This window comes from Sphaerotilus sp., from assembly GCF_031429695.1.
Classification (GTDB): Bacteria; Pseudomonadota; Gammaproteobacteria; order Burkholderiales; family Burkholderiaceae_C; genus Sphaerotilus.
The window spans coordinates 1-17319 of record NZ_JANPAB010000026.1 but is presented as its reverse complement, the minus strand read 5'-3'; the positions used below and the strand labels follow the sequence as shown (position 1 = coordinate 17319).

Here is a 17319-nt window from a genome sequence, read left to right as displayed (position 1 = left end):
GCAGCTTCCACCATCCAGGGACTGCCCGTGACCTCCTCCGCACACCGCTCGCTCGCCGACATCCAGCGGCAGATTCACGCGCTGGGAGCCGCCGTCCCCTTCGTCGTGAACCACCGCCTCACGCGGATCGCGGCGGCCGGCGCACAGCCTTCGGCCATCGACCAGCAAGAGTTCACCGCGATGGGAATGGAAAAGCTGGCCGCGTTGCAGGAGTCGATGCAGGCGATGACGCTGGCCAGCCTCGATGCCTCGCAGAAGCTCGCCACCGTCTACGCGCACTGGGCCGCGGCCCCCTGGTCGATGCGGCCGTCCCAGACCGCCTGGACGCTGATGACCGACACGCCGCTGGCCGTGCTGAGTGCCGGCCTGAGCCCGGTCAGCGAGCGTGCTGGCGACAACGCGCGGCGCCTGGGTCAGCAGCCCGGCAGCACACCATAAAGGCAGGCCTGGTCGCGGCCGGCACGTTTGGCCCGGTACATCGCCATGTCGGCGTTCTTCAGCAACTGCACGGCCTCGCGGCCATCGTCCGGGTAGAGCGCGATGCCGATACTGGTCGACAGCGACACGGCGCGGTCGTCCAGCTGGAAGGGCTGGCGCATGACCTGACCGATCCGGCAGGCCACGACCAGCGCATCCTCCGGCCCGGTGATGTCCAGGAGCAGTGCGGTGAATTCGTCGCCACCGAGCCGGGCAAACTCGATCTCCAGACCACCCGGGCTGGCGCGCGAGACCATGTCGGCCGGGCGCAATTCCAGGCGGAAACGGTCGGCGGCGGTCTGCAGGATGGTGTCACCGGCACCGTGTCCCAGGGTGTCGTTGACCCCCTTGAAGCCGTCGAGGTCCATGAACAGCACGGCCATCTTCTGGCCCGTGCGCTCGGCGCGGCCGATCTCGCGGCTGACGCGCTCCATGAACGACGGCCGGTTCGGCAAGCCGGTGAGGCTGTCGAAATAGGCAGCGCGGGCGACACGCAGCTCGGCTTCCTTGCGTGCCGTGATGTCGCGCGCGAGGGCGATGACCCGCGGTGTCTGGCCCGCAGTCAAGGCCTTGCGTGCCACGGACAGCTCGAACCAGCAGCGGCCCTGGGGCAAGGTCAGCTCGTACTGTTTGCCGAAGGACGTGCCCTGCTCCAGGGCCACCTGCAGCGCCGACAGGCTCACGGCCGCTGCCGCCGCCGGCAGCACCTCGGTCAGCAATCGCCCGACGAAGCGCTCGGGCGGAAGCATGAGCAGATCCGACGACGGTGAATGGCATTCGATGAACCGCCCCTCATGGTCCAGCTCGAACAGCAGGTCCGGAATGGCCGCCAGCACCGCGGCATGGCGCGCCTGGGCCTGCTGCAGTTCCAGCAAGGCCTGATAGCCGCGCAGCAGGTAGCGCACACGGTGCCCGACCAGCGCCCAGTTCAGCGGCTTGGCAATGAAGTCGGTGGCGCCCGCCTCGTAGGCATGGTCGACCGATTGCAGGTCGTCCATGCCAGTGACCATGACGATGGGCAGCAACTCGCCCGCCTCGGCGCGCAGCCCCGCGCAGACGTCATAGCCACTGAGGCCGGGCATCTCGACATCCAGCATCACCAGATCGAAAGCCTCGGCGCGGAACTGGCGCAGCGCGTCCTCGCCATCGACGGCCAGCACGACCTCGTGGCCGGCCTTGCGCAAGGCGGCGCGCATCAGCAAACGTGCGGTCAGATCGTCATCGACGACCAGGATACGGGTGCGTGCAGGCGTCATGAGGGTTCCTTCATCAGCTCGCGCAGCGCCGCCAGCGCCCGCACATGCTCGCGGCGCACCGGCGTGATCAGGTTCTGCGCGTCGGCGAGGCGCTCGTCGCGGGCGCATTGCTCCAGTTCCCGGTGGCCTGCGGACAGGGCCAGTGCACCGACATTGGCTGCACTCGACTTCAGCGCATGCGCCACCTGCCCGAGCACGCGCAGGTCACCGTCGGCCAGCGCCGCCTCGATGCGGACCATGGCCGGCTCGGCGCTCGCCAGGAAGGCTTCGAAGATCTCCCGCGCCAGGTCCAGGCTGCCAGATTCGTCCAGCTCGCGCAGGGTCTCGATCACCTTGTGGTCGATGGCCGGCACCTCCTGCGGCGTGGCCGGCAGCCAGCGCACCAGCACCGCGCGCAGGGTTGCCAGCGTGTAGGGCTTGGCAAGGAAGGCGTCCATGCCGACCTGGAGACAGCGCTGCTCGTCGCCCTGCATCGCATTGGCGGTCAGCGCGATGATCGGCAATCCCTTGCCCCGGTCGTCCGGGAGCGTCCGGATCGCGGCAGTGGCCTCGTAGCCGTCCATCACCGGCATCTGGCAGTCCATCAGCACCAGGTCGAAGGTCTGCGTGCGCACCAGTTCCAGCGCCTCGGCGCCGTCGTTGGCCAGCTCCATCGACAGACCCAGCTTGCGCAGCATGGCCTTCGCGACACCCTGGTTGACGGGGTTGTCCTCGACGAGCAGCACGCGGCCTTGCAGCGGTTGGACCGGTGCAGGCACCTGCCCCCCTGACGCCATTCCAGCGCCCTGCAGTGCAGCCGCCGCCGGTGTGCCGGCCTCCATCAGCGCGGTGACCACCCGCAGCAGATCGGCCCGGCGCACGGGCTTGTTCAGGTAGCGCAACACGCCGGACGCCTGCCGCGATGCCTGGTCGGCATTGGCGTAGGTGGAGCTGAGCATCATCAGGCGGGTGGTGGCCAGCTCGGGGTGGGCCTGGATCCGGGCGGCAAGCTGCAGGCCGTCCATGTGCGGCATGTGCATGTCGAGGATGCCGAGCTGGAACGGCACCCCCGACTGCGCGGCCTCGGCCATCAGCACCAGCGCCTCGGCGCCCCCTTCGACACAGCGCACCCGCAGGCCCCAGCCCATGAGCTGCTGCGACAGGATGTGGCGGTTGGTCTCGTTGTCGTCCACCACCAGGGCGCGCACGCCGTCGAGCGCACGCGGCGCCGGTGCGCGGCCGATCGCAGCGGCGGCCACCGGCAGACGCAGATCGATGCTGAACGTCGACCCCTGCCCCGGCACGCTGTCGACCCGGACCGTGCCGCCCAGCAGGTTCAGCAAGCGCCGGCAGATCGCCAGCCCCAGGCCCGTGCCGCCGAAACGCCGCGTGGTGGAACCATCGGCCTGCGAAAAGTGCTCGAAGATCCGCGCCTGGGCTTCGGGTGCGATGCCGATGCCCGTGTCCTCGACACTCACGCACACCGCCACCTCGCGCGCGCCCTGTTCGACCAGCCGCACGCGCACCACCACCTCGCCCTCGTCGGTGAATTTCACCGCGTTGCCAATCAGATTGGCAATGACCTGGCGCAGGCGGAACGGGTCGCTGCGCACGCCCAGCGGGGCGTCGTGCGGGATGACCTCCACCGCCAGCTCCAGCCCCTTGCGCTCGGCGGGCTGCACGAACATGGCCAGCGCGTCCTCCACCACATCGCAGAGGTTGAAGTCCACGGCCTCCAGCTCCAGGTGGCCGGACTCGATCTTCGAGAAATCGAGGATGTCGTTGATGACCCCGAGCAGATGGCGCCCGGAGGCTTCCACGGCCTCGGCCCAGCTGCGCTGGCGTGGATCGAGAACGCTGTCGAGGAGCAGCTCGTTCATGCCGAGCACCCCGTTCATCGGCGTGCGGATCTCGTGGCTCATCGTCGCCAGGAACTCGCTCTTGGCCTGGCTGGCGGCCTCGGCGGACTCCTTGGCGTGCTGCAGTTCGGCCGTACGCCGTTGCACCTGCTCCTCCAGGTGGTCGCGGTAGGCCGCCAGGCTGGTGTCGCGGTCGCAGATCTGGACCAGCATGTCGTTCAAGCCCCGTGCCAGCACGTCGAGTTCGGCGATGTCGCTGCCGCGGGCACGCAGGCGGTAATCGGCCTCGTCCGACACCCGCTCCATAAGCGTGTTCAAACCGGCCAGCGGCTCCAGCACGGACGCATTCAGATGGCGCAGCAACCACCGGCTGGCCACCAGCGCCAGCACCGCGGCCCCGAGCGTGAGCAGCACCTGCGCGGCCGTGCGCCGATACAGGCCGGCCAGCCCCACTTCCAGGTCGAGGTAACCCGACGCGGTCTGCTCGAACAGCACCGGCTGGCTCAACACCAGGCGATCGGACAGGAACTTGACCGATTGCGGCACGTGCCGGTGTTCGTCCAGGGGCGCAGGCATCGCAGCCGGGTCGCGCTGGTAGCGGGCGAACTCCTGCCCGTCGGGGGTGTGCAGGATGGCACCGAGCACTTCCGGCGAGTTGCGCAGCGACTGCAGCACCTCGCGCGCCGATTTGGCATCGTGGAACATCATTGACGCCGCGGCGTTTTCCACCAGCACCTTGGCCTGCACCCGGCCCGTACCGGTCAGGTCCAGCAGTCCGAGCGCGAAATTGCTCAGGATGATGATGCCCCCGACGGTGGACACCGCCACCGTGAGGACCATGCGGTTGATGCCGCGCAGACGCTGGTTCAGCGTGATCACTGGATCACCTCCGTGGCCAGACGCAGCAGCTTGGAGCTGAGCTGCAGGTGGGCTGTGCGCGCCGCCAGCAGATTGGCTTCGAAGGAGATCTTGTTGTTCTGTGCCACCGACAGGTTCAGCATGACGCCCTGCCCCGCCGCACCCGGGCTGTCCGCCACCAGCAGGACCGGGAGGCCGCGCACCTCGTCGAGCACCCGCGGCAGGCGCTCCAGCGCCGAGGCGGCGATGAAAACGATGTGACACCCCTTCAGGGAGTCATTGCCCGCCTTGCGCTGCACCTGCAGGCTGCGGGCGCCCACAGGTTTGCCTTGCAGCGCGTCGAGATCGCGCCCGAACGGATCCGTCCCCTGGAGACAGAACTGGAGCGTGGGGCCGACCTCGGCAGGCCACTCGGTGAACAAGGAAAAGTTGTACAGAAAAGCCACCTTGAGGCGGTATTCGGGGAAGTCGTCGGCCTGTGCATTCGGGGCGAGCAACAACAGGCCACCCACCAAGGCGACCCAGAGCAGGGACGGCACCAGCACACCCACGCGGCAGTACCCGAGCCAGTTCATGCAGGCTCAATACCGGTAGGCAAGCTTGACCCGCACACTGCGGCCGTCCTGGTCGATCGCGTTCTGCCAGTTGCTGTCGGCGCTGGGGTGTGCATAGGACTTGCTGAACAGGTTGCGCAAGCCCAGTGACAGCTCCAGCCCCGGCGCCAGGGCTTCGGTGCTCAGTTGCAGGTTCGTCACCGCGTAGCCACCGAGCCGGCTGCCATTGGCGCTCAGACGCTGCCCCTCGGCGTGCCACTCGACACCGGCACGCAGCCCCGCCCACGGCAGCGGCGCCGACAGATTGATCTTCCCGAGCACCTGGGGCGCATTCAGCAACTCCCGCCCGCTCGCATAGGCCACGTTCTGCGACGACACGCTGCCCCGCAGCCGCGCCCCGGCCGCCCAGGTCTTGTCGGCGGACAGCTCCAGGCCACGGGCGTGTACCGCCTCGCCCGATTGGTATTGCTGCAGTCCGCTGACCGCATCGGTCCCCTGGACAACCAGATCGTGCATGGTCCAGCGATAGACCGTGCCGCGCACGGTCAGATCCTGGGCGATCCGGTGATCGGTGACAAATTCCAGGGTGTCGATGCGTTCCCCGCGCAGGGCCGGATTGGCCACCTGGGCCACACCGTCACCGAAGTCGCGTTCATAGCCATTCGGGGCACGGTGGGCGCGTCCATACAGTGCCTTGACTGTGGTCTCGGAGGTGGCTTGCCACACGGCAGCGGCACGTGGACTGAACTTGGTGCCTGTGCGGTCGTTGCGGTCCACCCGCATCCCGAGCGTGGTCACCAACGTGTCGGTGACATGCCACTCATCCTGTGCATACACGCCGACCCGGTAGCCGGGACTGCTGATATGGAGATCCCCGGCCGGATTGGCCAGATCCTTCACGACCTGCGTGACGCGGATGTTGTCCTGACCCTCCAGCCCCGCCATCAGCCGGTGCCCCGCCACGGCGTCGGACAGCACGCGCAACTCCGCCCCGCGCCAGCCACTGGCGCTGGGTTCGTAGAACATCGTGCCGTAGCTGAACATGCCCCGGTAGCGTTGCTCCCCCGCGAACAACCGACCCAGCACCTGCAGCTTGCCGTCAGCGAAACGGTCGTTGTACTGCAGATGCGCCAGACTGAACCCGTCGGCCTGGTACTGCCCCGGAACGAGCGGGTCGGACTGGAAGGCACCGGTGGGGTTGTCCTTGCTGCGGCTGCCATGCACCACGTCGAAGGCCCAGGGACCGCGCGCAAGACGGACGAAGTATTCGCGGTCGCGCTCGCCGTCGAGTCTGGCAGCCAAACCGGCCACACCGGCAGCGCCAAAGTCGTGGTAACGGTCCTCGCCTCGCGCGTGCAGGCTAGAGCCCGAGACCAGCACATCCACCCCATTGGCGAGTTGTCGGCCCCAACTGAGCCGGCCCTCCTGCAAGGCCTGCGGCGACTGGTGTGTCCAGGCCAGCTCGGCGCCCCCGAGATCGGCGCCGCTGCGGGTGACCACATTGACCACACCGAACATCGCGTTCTGACCGTAGACCGCGCCTCCCGGACCGGGCAAGAACTCGATGCGCTCGATCAGATCCAGGTCGACCGGAAAGTCCCGACCGACATAGGCCTGGTCATAGACCACGTCGTTCAGCCGGTTGCCGTTGACCGTGACCAGCAGACGGGTGTTGTAGTCCCCCGGCAGCCCGAAACCGCGCATGCCGACGTAGCTGTACTGGCGGTCATAGGTCGTGTGGACACCGGGCAGGCTGCCCAGGGCATCGTCGAGGGTGCGCCAGCCGAACGCCTTGATTTCCTGGCGGGTGATCACGCTGACCGCCGCGGGCACCTCGCTCTGCTTCTGCGCGTACTTGGACGCACCGGTGATGGTGACGTCGAGCAGTTGCTCCAGGCTGAGCGCGATCAGGTCATTGGCCGCCTGGGCGGAAGGGGTCAGCACGCTCGCCAGCACCAGCCCCAGCGGACGCCAGCGGGCCACGGTCTGCGGTATTGGCCGATGGCCGTTGTGGAGGGTCGTCATGGCGGCAGCAGACAGGCAAGCTGAATTGCCACGATCCTATGCAGCCAGCCACGACCACAACGCCGGGATAAGGCGACCGGATCCTGCCTTGTTCAGATCCGGCGCCGATCACGGCCCGCCATGGCCCAGCCAGTCGGCCAGCACCTCGTCGGTGTGCTGGCCCAGCAGCGGCGGTGCCGAGCGGTACACCACCGGCGTCGCCGAGAGCCGGACCGGGTTGGCCACGCCCGGCACCGTCCCGGCCTGCGGGTGCGGCAGCGCGACCCGCAGCCCGCGTGCCACCACCTGCGGATCGGCGAACACCGCGTCGAGCCGGTTGATCGGCCCGCACGGCACAGCACGCGACTCCAGCGCCGCGACCCACGCGTGCGTGGTGCGCATCACCGTGGTCTGGCGCAGCAGCGGAATCAGCACAGCGCGGTTGGCCACCCGCGCCGCGTTGGTGGCGAAGCGCAGATCGCTCGCCCAGTCGGTGCGACCCGCCACCTCGCAGAAGCGCGCGAACTGCCCGTCGTTGCCGATGGCCAGCACCATGTCGCCGTCCGCGGTCGGGAAATCCTGGTACGGCACGATGTTCGGGTGCGCATTGCCCATGCGGCCCGGCACCTGGCCGCTGATCAGGTAGTTGCCGGCCTGGTTGGCGAGTGCGGCGACCTGCACGTCGAGCAGCGCCAGGTCGATGTGCTGACCGGCCCCCGTGCGCTCGCGGTGCTGCAGCGCAGCGAGGATGCCGATGGCCGCGTGCAGCCCGGTCATCAGGTCGGTCAGCGCGACGCCGACCTTCTGCGGCCCGGCGCCCTCTTCCGCGTCGCCGCGGCCGGTCACGCTCATCAGCCCGCCCATGCCCTGGATCAGGAAGTCGTAGCCCGCGCGTGGCGCGTAAGGACCGGTCTGGCCGAAGCCAGTGATCGAGCAGTAGATCAGCCGCGGGTGGCGCGCGCACAGCGTCTCGTGGTCCAGCCCGTATTGCTTCAGCCCGCCGACCTTGAAGTTCTCCAGCACGACATCCGCCTCGGCCGCCAGCCGCCGCAACAGGGCCTGTCCGTCCGGCGTGGCCATGTCGATGGCGACCGAGCGCTTGTTGCGGTTGGTGCAGAAGAAGTAGGCGGCATCGGCCGTGTCGTTCCCGTCGGCGTCCTTCAGCCACGGCGGACCCCAGGTGCGGGTGTCGTCGCCGCTGCCGGGGCGCTCGACCTTGACGACGTCCGCGCCGAGATCCGCCAGCATCTGCGACGCCCACGGCCCGGCAAGCACGCGGGACAGGTCCAGCACCTTCAGGCCGTCGAGCGCGGTCATGCTCAGAACGCCGGGATGCCGGTGATCGCGCGGCCGAGGATCAGCGCGTGGATGTCGTGCGTGCCCTCGTAGGTGTTGACGACTTCGAGGTTGACGAGGTGGCGCGCCACGCCGAACTCGTCCGAGATGCCGTTGCCGCCAAGCATGTCGCGCGCGGTGCGGGCGATGTCGAGCGACTTGCCGCAGGAGTTGCGCTTCATGATCGAGGTCAGGTCGATCGCTGCCGTGCCCTCGTCCTTCATCCGGCCCAGCCGCAGGCAGCCCTGCAGGCCCAGCGCGATCTCGGTCAGCATGTCGGCGAGCTTCTTCTGGATGAGCTGGTTGGCGGCCAGCGGCTTGCCGAACTGCTTGCGGTCCATCGTGTACTGGCGTGCCGTCTCGAAGCAGAACTCCGCCGCCCCCAGCGCGCCCCAGGCGATGCCGTAGCGGGCGCTGTTCAGGCAGGTGAACGGGCCCTTCAGGCCGCGCACGTCGGGAAAGGCGTTTTCCTCCGGGCAGAACACGCTGTCCATCACGATCTCGCCGGTGATCGACGCGCGCAGGCCCACCTTGCTGTGGATGGCCGGTGCGCTCAGGCCCTTCCAGCCCTTCTCCAGCACGAAGCCGCGGATCTGGCCCTCGTCGTCCTTGGCCCAGACCACGAACACGTCGGCGATCGGCGAGTTGGTGATCCACATCTTCGAGCCAGTCAGCGCGTAGCCGCCGTCGACCTTGCGGGCGCGGGTCACCATGCCGCAGGGGTCGGAGCCGTGGTCCGGCTCGGTCAGGCCGAAACAGCCGATCCACGCGCCGGCGGCCAGCTTCGGCAGGTATTTCTGCTTCGTCGCCTCGTTGCCAAATTCGTTGATCGGCACCATCACGAGCGACGACTGCACGCTCATCATCGAGCGGTAGCCCGAATCGACCCGCTCCACCTCGCGCGCCACCAGCCCGTAGCAGACGTAGTTCAGGCCCGCGCCGCCGTACTGCTCGGGGAGGGTGGAACCCAGCAGGCCCAGTTCACCCATTTCGCGGAAGATCGCCACGTCGGTGGTCTGGTTCCGGAAGGCATCGGTGACGCGCGGCATCAGCTTGTCCTGACAGTAGGCGCGGGCGGCGTCGCGCACGGCGCGTTCGTCGTCGGAGAGCTGCGCGTCGAGCAGCAGCGGGTCTTGCCATTTGAAGGATGCGCGGTGCGTGCGGGCCATGTCGGAATCTCCAAGTTCTGTGCGTGCATATCCTAGAGGCGCAGCCCAGGAGATTCAAACGAGAATATTGCATTCAGCCCTTCTTCAAACGCACTCCGTGAAACGCCGCATCCCCAGCACCGCCGCCTTGACCGAGTTCGACGCCACGATCTACGCCGGCGACAGCCACTGGCCGGGCTGCAGTGCGAAGGCGATCTGCGCGGACCGCGCTACGAGCAGTTCTCGATGAGCGTGCAGGCGGCCATGCTGGGTCTCGGCGTGGCGCTGGTGCCGGATTTCATGGTCACCGACGAGCTGGCACAGGGCCGACTCTGCCAGGCCACGCCGGAGGCGCACGACAGCGACCGCGCCTGCTACTTCGTCGTGCCCGAAGGACGTGAACACGACGCCCTGCTCGTGCGTTTCGGCACCTGGCTGGCAGAAGTGGCCGCGGAGCCACACCGGTGCTGACCGAGCGAACACCGCAGAGTCCGCACGGTCTGGCCGTGCTCGGCAGCCTGTGGCTGGCGAGTGCGGGACAACTGCGCCTGTGGCAGACGCTGGCCCGCCTGCCGGAACTGGCGGACGGCCGCGCGCCCGTGTTCATCGGATCGACCATGGTGCTGCTGGCAGCGTTGTGCACGCTGGTGTTCAGCGTGCTGGCCTGGCCGCGGACGATCCGGCCAGCCCTGAGTCTGGCACTGCTGGGCACCGCCTGGACGGCGCTAGGGGCGGATCTGCCAGTGGACATGCCGGCCACCACGCAGTTCGTGCTGCTGGCAGGCGGGCCACTGGCCTGGCTGTGGAGCCGGCCAGTGTCGTGTCAGAGCGACACCTGGGCGCAACTGCTGAACAATCTCGGTGTGGCCATGGCCGCTGCAGGGGTAGCGACTGCAGTGCTGATCCTGAGCGTCGCCGACTTCTCGTGGATGTGGCTGCAGCACGCCGAATTCGTCGAACTGCTCAGCCCGGCACGGCTCTGGCGGATGCTGCTGGCTGTCCAGAATGTCCTGTTTTGACCCGTCGTGCAGCGCAAGATCACAAGTTCTGCCGGTGCGATTTGATTAAATACGCAGTCGATCCGATAACCCGGAACATCCACCCGAATCCAGCTGCCTGTCGCAGTGGTCATTGCATGAACAAGGGGTTCCATCAATGCGCTGGCACCTGATGGCGTGGAGCGCGCTCGTCGTCGGTGTCGCCGCCGCCGCGCTCACGCTGGTCGCCCGCACCTCGCCCGACGTCAACACCGACGGTGGTGACGGCATGGTGCTGCGCGCCGGCTACGCGCTGGAAGCCCCTTACGCCTACCGGGACGCCCAGGGCGTGCTGCAAGGGGAGGCGGTCGACACGCTGCGGGCCGCGCTGCAGCGTGCCGGCCTGCCGGAGCCGGTGTGGGTGCATGTGGAGTTTCCGCGCCTCATCCATGAACTGCAAAGTGGCCGCATCGACGTCATCGCCGCCGGCATGTTCATCACCCCCGAGCGGGCCTCGCAGGTCGAATTCACCCGCCCGACCACCTCGGTGCGCGCAGGGCTGCTGGTGCCGAAGGGCAATCCGCTCGGCCTGCATGCGCTGGAAGACCTGCGCCGCCCTGGCAGGGCACCGCTGGCGGTCCTGGACGGATCGGTCGAACTGGCGCAGGCACGGGTGGCCGGCCTGACCGACGCACAGCTGCTGCGCCTGCCCGATCCGGCGAGTGCACTCGCGGCCTTGCGATCGGGCCAGGCCGCTGCGTTCGCACTGTCGGCGCCGTCACTGCGGTGGGCCGTGCGCGAATCCCCCACGCTGGACATGGCCACGCCGCTCTCCATACCGCTGCGCGACGGACAGCCGGACATCGGCTATCCCGCCTTCGTTTTCCGACCGGGTGACCCGCGGCGTGCACGCCTTGACCAGGCCCTGTCGAGCTATCTCGGCAGCGCCGAACACGTGCGCTCGGTGGCCCGCTATGGCTTCAGCGCCGATGACATCGCTGCAGCCCACGGCATGGACCCCGCCAGCCGAATCAGAGGAGCACGGCCATGAGCGACGAGTTCCCGCCACCGCCCGACAAGGTACGGCCCCGGTCGGTCGGGCGCATGCTGGGGGTGATCGCTGTGTTCGGTGCACTCTGCCTGTGCCTGGCCGCATGGACCGATCTGCGCTGGCGCGCCACGCTGATCGACACCAGCCGCCCGACCCGGCTGATCGACCAGATCCGCCTGCAGCTCCGCACCGCAGAGGTACAGGCCGAACGTCTGCGGCGCGGCGACGGTGGCGCCAGCGTCTCCAGCATCGACGCCGAACTGGACAACGCCTTCGAGAGCGCGAAGGCACTCCAGACGCAGATCCGGACGCTGGACAGCAGCAGCGCCCTGTCGGCCCGGCTGGTTCAGGCCGCAGACGAATACGCGCGCCAAGTTGACCAGACCCGGCAGGCGCTGCACGCCCGGGTCTCGGACAACCCGGGCCATCCTGCGACCACGCTGCGCGCACTGCACCTGGACATCGACCGCACGGTGATGGACATGGAACGGCTGGCCGACGAGATGCGCCACGAGCGGCTGCGCCAGCAGGGTCTCCTGAGCATGGCGACGCTGGTGCTGATCGCGCTCGGCACCCTCGGGCTGATGCTGCTCCAGCAGCGCCACGCCAGCCAGCGCGACCGCACACTCGACACACTCGCGCGCCGCGAGGCCCACCTGCGGGCCTTCGCGGCAGCGATGCCCGACGTGTCCTTCGTGCTCGACGCGCAGGGCACCTACCTGGAGGTCTACGGCCAGGCCGACAAGCTGGCCGCACCGGCGGAGACACTGATCGGCCGGCGCTACCACGAGTTTCTGACCCCCGATGCGGCCCAGCGCGTCGACGCCATCATCCGGCGCACGCTGGCCACCCGCGAGGTCACGCACACGGAATACAACCTGGATCTGAACGGTGAGCCCCATTGGTTCGAGGCCCGCGCCCACGCCTTGCCCGACGCCGACGACCGCGTGGTGGTCATCAGCTGGGACATCAGCGAGCGCAAGCACAGCGAAGAGCGCATCCGGACCCTGAGCCGCCTCTACAGCTTCCTGAGCCAGGTCAACCAGTCGATCGTCTGGACCCGCTCGCCCACCGAGCTGTTCGAGCGGATCTGCGCGGTCGCCCTGAGCCACGGCCATTTCACGATGGCCTGGATACTGGAGCCCGAGAGCCGGAACACGGTCCTTGCCCCCGTGACGCAGGCAGGGGATCCGGCACTGACAGCCCCTGAACACCGCCCTGCCCGCCTGCGCCTCGACGACGCTGCGGCAGAGGATGCGCACCCTGCCTTGCGCACCTGGCGCAGCGGGCACCTGCGCTGGGACGTCCCCGCGGCGTCACCGACCCAGGCCGTCGCGATCCCGGTAACCTGCAACGACACGATCATCGCCGTGCTGGTGCTGGTGCGCGAGCGATTCGACCCGGAAGACGCCGAGGAACAGGCCCTGTTCAGCGAGATCAGCAGCGACATGTCCTACGCGCTGACCCAATTCCAGCGCCGCGAGCAGTGGCGCGAGGGCCAGGACCGCAACCGGCTCCATGCCGCCGCGCTCGAAAGTACGCAGGACGGCGTCATCGTGACCGACATGCAGCGGCGCATCGTCTCGGTCAATCGCGCCTTCACCGAGATCACTGGCTACAGCGAACAGGAGGCCGTCGAACAGACCACCGACTTCCTGCGCTCGAATCGGCATGGCGACGGGTTCTTTCGCGACATCCGCGACAGCGTGCTCCAGCACGGGCGCTGGCAGGGGGAGGTCTGGAGTGTGCGCAAGGATGGGGTCTACCAGGCGCTCTGGAGTTCCATCGCCACTGTCTCGGACGAACAGGGCCTGCCCACCCACCTCGTCACCGTCTTCACCGACATCACGGCCAAGAAGGAAGTCGAGGCGCGCCTGCAGCAACTCGCCCATGTCGACAGCCTGACGGGGTTGCCGAACCGGCTGATGGTGCTGTCGCGGATGGAGCATGCGCTGGCCGCGGCGCGGCGCCAGCACCACAAGGTAGCCGTGCTCTACATCGACCTGGACAACTTCAAGAACGTCAACGACAGCCTCGGCCACAACGCTGGCGACCAGCTGCTGGTCGGTGTCGCCCGGCGCCTGGCCCAGCGCACCCGGCGCGAGGACACGCTGGCCCGGCTCGGCGGCGACGAGTTCATCCTGCTGCTGGAAACGCTGCGCGAAGGCGAGGACGCTGCCGCCGTGGCGCAGGAGCTGCTGCAGCTGCTGTCGAGCCCCTTCGACGTCGGTCCGAGCGAGGTCTATGTGCAGGCCTCGATCGGCATCAGCCTCTACCCGGAGGACGGTACCGAGGTCGAGGAGCTGCTGCGCGACGCCGACACCGCCATGTACCAGGCCAAACGCGCCGGCCGCGGCACGTACCGCTACTACACCGAAGCGCTGACGCAGGCCGCACAAGTGCGTCTGCAGCTCGACACACGCCTGCGCCGCGCACTGGAGCGCCAGGAGTTCGAACTCTGGTACCAACCGCTCTACCGCTTGAGCGACCGGCGCCTGATCGGCCTGGAAGCGCTGGTCCGCCTGAACCAGCCCGGCCTGCCACCGGTGGGACCGGCCGAGTTCATCCCGGTGCTGGAGGACACCGGCCACATCGTCGCGCTGGGCGAGTGGGTCACGAGCGAGGCCTGCCGGCAAGGCCGGGCCTGGCTAGACGAGGGGCTCGAATTCGGGCGCATCGCGGTCAACATCTCCGCGGTCGAGATGCAGCGTGGCGGCACGGTCGCCCGGGTCCAGAAAGCCCTCGACGCCCACGGCTTGTCCGCGGAGCACCTGGAGCTGGAGATCACCGAATCCGGCCTGATGCAGCAGGGCGACCACAGCGAGGCGTTCCTGCACAGCCTGCGCGCGATGGGCGTGCAGCTCGCCATCGACGACTTCGGCACCGGCTATTCCTCGCTCTCGCACCTCAAGCGCTTCCCCGTGGGCAAGCTCAAGATCGACCGCAGCTTCATCCGCGACCTGATGACCGACAGCACCGATGCGCAGCTCGTGAATGCCATGGTCGCGATGGGCCGCAGCCTGGGCATCTCGGTGCTGGCGGAAGGGGTCGAGACCGAGGACCAGATGTACCAGCTCCAGCAGATCGGCTGTGACGCTGCGCAAGGCTATTTCTTCGGCCGCCCGGAGCCGGCCGCCACCGCGCGCCGCTGGCTGATCGACGCCACCGCGGACGCCACCACGCGCCAGCCAGCTGCCACCCGCGACGACTACGCCGACGTTTGGCCGGTCATCTGACCACCGTCGCACCACAAGCCACCGGACAGCCTCCTACAATGTCCCGGTGAACATCTTCAACGCCGATCTGCACTGCCACTCGACCGTCTCCGACGGCACACTGAGTCCCGAAGCCCTGGCCGAGCGCGCCCGCGCCAACGGCGTCGAGCTGTGGGCGCTGACCGACCACGACGAAGTCGGCGGTCAGCAGCGCGCCCGCGATGCCGCACGGGCACAAGGCCTGCCGCACCTGACCGGCGTCGAGATCTCGGTGACGTTTGCGGGAGAGACCGTCCACATCATCGGCCTCGGATTCGACGACCGCGACACCGCACTCTGTCAAGGTCTGGCCGCCACCCGCGGTGGCCGCGAGGAACGTGCCCGCGAGATGGCCGCCGAGCTGCTCAAGGTGGGCATCCCTGGCGCGTTCGAGGGCGCGCTGAAGTACGTCGGCAATCCGGACCTGATCTCGCGCACGCACTTCGCGCGCTACCTGGTCGAAACCGGCAAGTGCCACGACACCAATGACGTGTTCCGCAAGTACCTGGCCGACGGCAAGCCCGGCTATGTGCCGCACCGCTGGGCCGGTCTGGGCGACGCGGTGCGCTGGATCACGCAGGCCGGTGGCGTGGCGGTCATTGCCCACCCGGGGCGCTACCACCGCTTCACGCCGACCACCGAATTCGCGCTGTTCTCGGAGTTCAAGGAACACGGCGGCCAGGGCGTGGAGGTCGTCACCGGCAGCCACACCACGGCCGAGTACGGCAAGTACGCAGCGATGGCCGTGGAATTCGGACTGGCCGCCTCGCGTGGCAGCGATTTCCACTCACCCGCCGAGAGCCGCACCGACCTGGGCAAGCTGCCACGCCTTCCCGCGCAGCTGACCCCGGTGTGGGAGCTGCTGGCCGAGCGCATCACGCACCCGGCCTGATTCACCGTTCCGCTCTGCCATGGCCGCCCAGCACTTCGAAGTCCACCCCGACAACCCGCAGCCGCGCCTGCTCCGCCAAGCCGTCGCGATCCTCGCTGCCGGCGGTGTCGCAGCGATTCCGACCGACTCCAGCTACGCGCTGGTCTGCCACCTCGACGACAAGGCGGCCGTCGATGCGCTGCGCCGCGCCCGCGGTGTCGATGACAAGCACCACCTGACACTGCTGTGCCGCGACCTGTAGGAACTGGCCAGCTACGCCAAGGTCGACAACAAGCAGTACCGGCTGCTGAAAAGCGCCACACCAGGCCCCTACACCTTCATCCTGGAAGCGACCAAGGAAGTACCGCGCCGCGTCTCGCACCCGTCGCGGCGCACCATCGGCCTGCGCGTGCCGGACCACGTCGTCACGCAGGAACTGCTCAGCCTGCTCGGCCAGCCGCTGCTGTGCACCACGTTGATCCCGCGCGGCGAAACCGAGCCGCTCAACGACGCCGAAGAGATACGCGAGCGCTACGACCACCTGATCCAGGCCGTGGTCGACTCCGGTGCCTGCCCGGCCGAGCCGACCTCGGTGATCGACCTGAGCGGTGGCGACCCGGTGGTGATCCGTGTCGGCCGGGGCGATCTGGCGGCACTCGGTCTGGCCTGAGCGACTGAGGTCGGCATGGCGAAGAAGTCCGCCCACGTCAGCGAAACCCCCGCGACGCAGTTCCTCAAGGCGCACGGTGTCGCCTACACCGAACACCCCTATGACTATGTCGACCACGGCGGCACGGCCGAGTCCGCGCGCCAGCTGGGGGTGGACGAACACGCCGTCGTCAAGACGCTGGTGATGCAGGACCAGGACGCGAAGCCGCTGCTCATCCTGATGCACGGCGACCGCCAGGTCAGCACCAAGAACCTCGCGCGCCAGATCGGCGCGAAGAAGGTCGAGCCCTGCAAGCCCGAGGTGGCGCAGCGCCACAGCGGCTTCCTCGTCGGCGGCACCTCGCCGTTCGGCTTTCGCAAGGCGGTGCCCGTGTATGTCGAATCGACCGTGCTCGGGATCGAGCGCATCTACATCAATGGCGGCCGGCGCGGCTACCTCGTCGGCATCGCGCCGGCGGTATTGACCACCACACTGGGCGCCATCGAAGTGCAGGCGGCGGATCAGGCACAGTCCGGATCGCCTCCGCGCTCATGAAGGACGAGTCAGCCGGGACACGCTGATAGCAACCCCGCCAGATTTCGTTGCCGGCAACTCAGCGCAGTTTGTATGGCCGCGGTTGCAGCGAGAAGGTCAGATAAGGTGGCGACACTGCCTCGGGCGCGACGCTAACAAAGTGGATCACCACCCAAGAGTCCGAACTGGGTAGGGGTGTCCAATTTAGACTCGCCTTGACACGCTGCCCAAGCACTTCCGCCACCAGCATGTGTTTGCCGGATTTTAGCAAGAAGCTACCGGCGAGCGATGTCAGTACGGCTTTGTTGCACAACCCACCCAGCCGGCCGGTGGTCGAGCGGTGAGGTAGGCTGACGGGATGAGCAAGCCGGCGAAGAAGAAGTACACGACGAAGAACTGGTCGCCCTACACGAAGGCGCTGAGAGCCAGGGGGTCGCTGACGATGTGGCTGGATCGGGACATGGCGTGGCAGGCAGCGCCAGTCAGCGGCAAGCCTGGGAGACCGACGACGTA

At 68.2% G+C, this 17319-nt stretch carries 14 protein-coding genes and 2 pseudogenes; 10 read left to right on the top strand and 6 right to left on the bottom strand.

Annotation, left to right across the window (positions count from 1 at the left end):
- The first annotated feature begins 27 nt into the window (after positions 1 to 27).
- Positions 28 to 438 carry a hypothetical protein gene (locus RMP06_RS05345; RefSeq protein WP_310460737.1) on the top strand — a complete coding sequence of 137 codons (411 nt, stop codon included), beginning with the start codon at positions 28 to 30 and terminating at the stop codon, positions 436 to 438.
- Here the strand turns inward: RMP06_RS05345 and RMP06_RS05340 are convergent.
- From RMP06_RS05340 to RMP06_RS05315, 6 genes are all read right to left on the bottom strand, one after another.
- Positions 414 to 1733 (bottom strand): diguanylate cyclase domain-containing protein, encoded by a 1320-nt coding sequence (locus tag RMP06_RS05340; protein ID WP_310460736.1) that lies wholly within the window; start codon positions 1731 to 1733, stop codon positions 414 to 416. The two genes, RMP06_RS05345 and RMP06_RS05340, sit on opposite strands and share 25 nt — an antisense overlap.
- Complete coding sequence (locus tag RMP06_RS05335) at positions 1730 to 4450, bottom strand: response regulator (RefSeq protein WP_310460735.1); 2721 nt, start codon at positions 4448 to 4450, stop codon at positions 1730 to 1732. The genes RMP06_RS05340 and RMP06_RS05335 overlap by 4 nt, the downstream gene beginning before the upstream one ends.
- Complete coding sequence (locus RMP06_RS05330; RefSeq protein ID WP_310460734.1) at positions 4447 to 5004, bottom strand: YfiR family protein; 558 nt, start codon at positions 5002 to 5004, stop codon at positions 4447 to 4449. The genes RMP06_RS05335 and RMP06_RS05330 overlap by 4 nt, the downstream gene beginning before the upstream one ends.
- Before the next feature lie 6 nt (positions 5005 to 5010).
- Positions 5011 to 7008: a TonB-dependent receptor plug domain-containing protein gene (locus RMP06_RS05325; protein ID WP_310460733.1), complete on the bottom strand. Its 1998-nt coding sequence runs from the start codon at positions 7006 to 7008 to the stop codon at positions 5011 to 5013.
- A gap of 108 nt (positions 7009 to 7116) precedes the next feature.
- On the bottom strand, positions 7117 to 8304 hold the full coding sequence (locus tag RMP06_RS05320; RefSeq protein ID WP_310460732.1) for a CaiB/BaiF CoA transferase family protein: 1188 nt from the start codon (positions 8302 to 8304) through the stop codon (positions 7117 to 7119).
- Positions 8305 to 8306: 2 nt separating this feature from the next.
- Positions 8307 to 9491 (bottom strand): acyl-CoA dehydrogenase, encoded by a 1185-nt coding sequence (locus RMP06_RS05315; protein WP_310460731.1) that lies wholly within the window; start codon positions 9489 to 9491, stop codon positions 8307 to 8309.
- 97 nt (positions 9492 to 9588) lie between these two features.
- Here RMP06_RS05315 and RMP06_RS05310 point away from each other — a divergent pair, with 97 nt between their 5' ends.
- The 9 genes and pseudogenes from RMP06_RS05310 to RMP06_RS05270 all read left to right on the top strand — a co-directional run.
- Positions 9589 to 9720: a hypothetical protein gene (locus RMP06_RS05310; RefSeq protein WP_310460730.1), complete on the top strand. Its 132-nt coding sequence runs from the start codon at positions 9589 to 9591 to the stop codon at positions 9718 to 9720.
- A complete protein-coding gene (locus tag RMP06_RS05305) occupies positions 9717 to 9941 on the top strand; it encodes a LysR substrate-binding domain-containing protein (protein ID WP_310460729.1) in 225 nt (74 codons plus the stop codon). The genes RMP06_RS05310 and RMP06_RS05305 overlap by 4 nt, the downstream gene beginning before the upstream one ends.
- On the top strand, positions 9935 to 10489 hold the full coding sequence (locus RMP06_RS05300) for a phosphoethanolamine transferase domain-containing protein (RefSeq protein WP_310460728.1): 555 nt from the start codon (positions 9935 to 9937) through the stop codon (positions 10487 to 10489). The genes RMP06_RS05305 and RMP06_RS05300 overlap by 7 nt, the downstream gene beginning before the upstream one ends.
- 136 nt (positions 10490 to 10625) lie before the next feature.
- A complete protein-coding gene (locus RMP06_RS05295; RefSeq protein ID WP_310460727.1) occupies positions 10626 to 11498 on the top strand; it encodes a transporter substrate-binding domain-containing protein in 873 nt (290 codons plus the stop codon).
- Positions 11495 to 14734, top strand: coding sequence for a sensor domain-containing protein (locus RMP06_RS05290; RefSeq protein WP_310460726.1), 3240 nt, complete (start codon positions 11495 to 11497; stop codon positions 14732 to 14734). Before RMP06_RS05295 ends, RMP06_RS05290 begins: the two co-directional genes overlap by 4 nt.
- 46 nt (positions 14735 to 14780) lie before the next feature.
- Complete coding sequence (locus RMP06_RS05285) at positions 14781 to 15644, top strand: 3',5'-nucleoside bisphosphate phosphatase (protein WP_310460725.1); 864 nt, start codon at positions 14781 to 14783, stop codon at positions 15642 to 15644.
- Positions 15645 to 15663: 19 nt separating this feature from the next.
- Positions 15664 to 16293, top strand: a pseudogene (locus RMP06_RS05280) (L-threonylcarbamoyladenylate synthase).
- A gap of 15 nt (positions 16294 to 16308) precedes the next feature.
- Complete coding sequence (locus RMP06_RS05275) at positions 16309 to 16827, top strand: aminoacyl-tRNA deacylase (protein ID WP_310460724.1); 519 nt, start codon at positions 16309 to 16311, stop codon at positions 16825 to 16827.
- Between the two features lie 337 nt (positions 16828 to 17164).
- Positions 17165 to 17319, top strand: a pseudogene (locus RMP06_RS05270) (IS5/IS1182 family transposase); the annotation flags it as partial.

Bases quoted from the DNA above. Each gene is read 5' to 3' on its own strand.
- RMP06_RS05340 (WP_310460736.1), bottom strand. From the start codon at position 1,733: ATGACGCCTGCACGCACCCGTATCCTGGTCGTCGATGACGATCTGACC.
- RMP06_RS05330 (WP_310460734.1), bottom strand. From the start codon at position 5,004: ATGAACTGGCTCGGGTACTGCCGCGTGGGTGTGCTGGTGCCGTCCCTG.
- RMP06_RS05325 (WP_310460733.1), bottom strand. From the start codon at position 7,008: ATGACGACCCTCCACAACGGCCATCGGCCAATACCGCAGACCGTGGCC.
- RMP06_RS05320 (WP_310460732.1), bottom strand. From the start codon at position 8,304: ATGACCGCGCTCGACGGCCTGAAGGTGCTGGACCTGTCCCGCGTGCTT.
- RMP06_RS05315 (WP_310460731.1), bottom strand. From the start codon at position 9,491: ATGGCCCGCACGCACCGCGCATCCTTCAAATGGCAAGACCCGCTGCTG.
- RMP06_RS05305 (WP_310460729.1), top strand. From the start codon at position 9,717: ATGAGCGTGCAGGCGGCCATGCTGGGTCTCGGCGTGGCGCTGGTGCCG.
- RMP06_RS05295 (WP_310460727.1), top strand. From the start codon at position 10,626: ATGCGCTGGCACCTGATGGCGTGGAGCGCGCTCGTCGTCGGTGTCGCC.
- RMP06_RS05290 (WP_310460726.1), top strand. From the start codon at position 11,495: ATGAGCGACGAGTTCCCGCCACCGCCCGACAAGGTACGGCCCCGGTCG.
- RMP06_RS05275 (WP_310460724.1), top strand. From the start codon at position 16,309: ATGGCGAAGAAGTCCGCCCACGTCAGCGAAACCCCCGCGACGCAGTTC.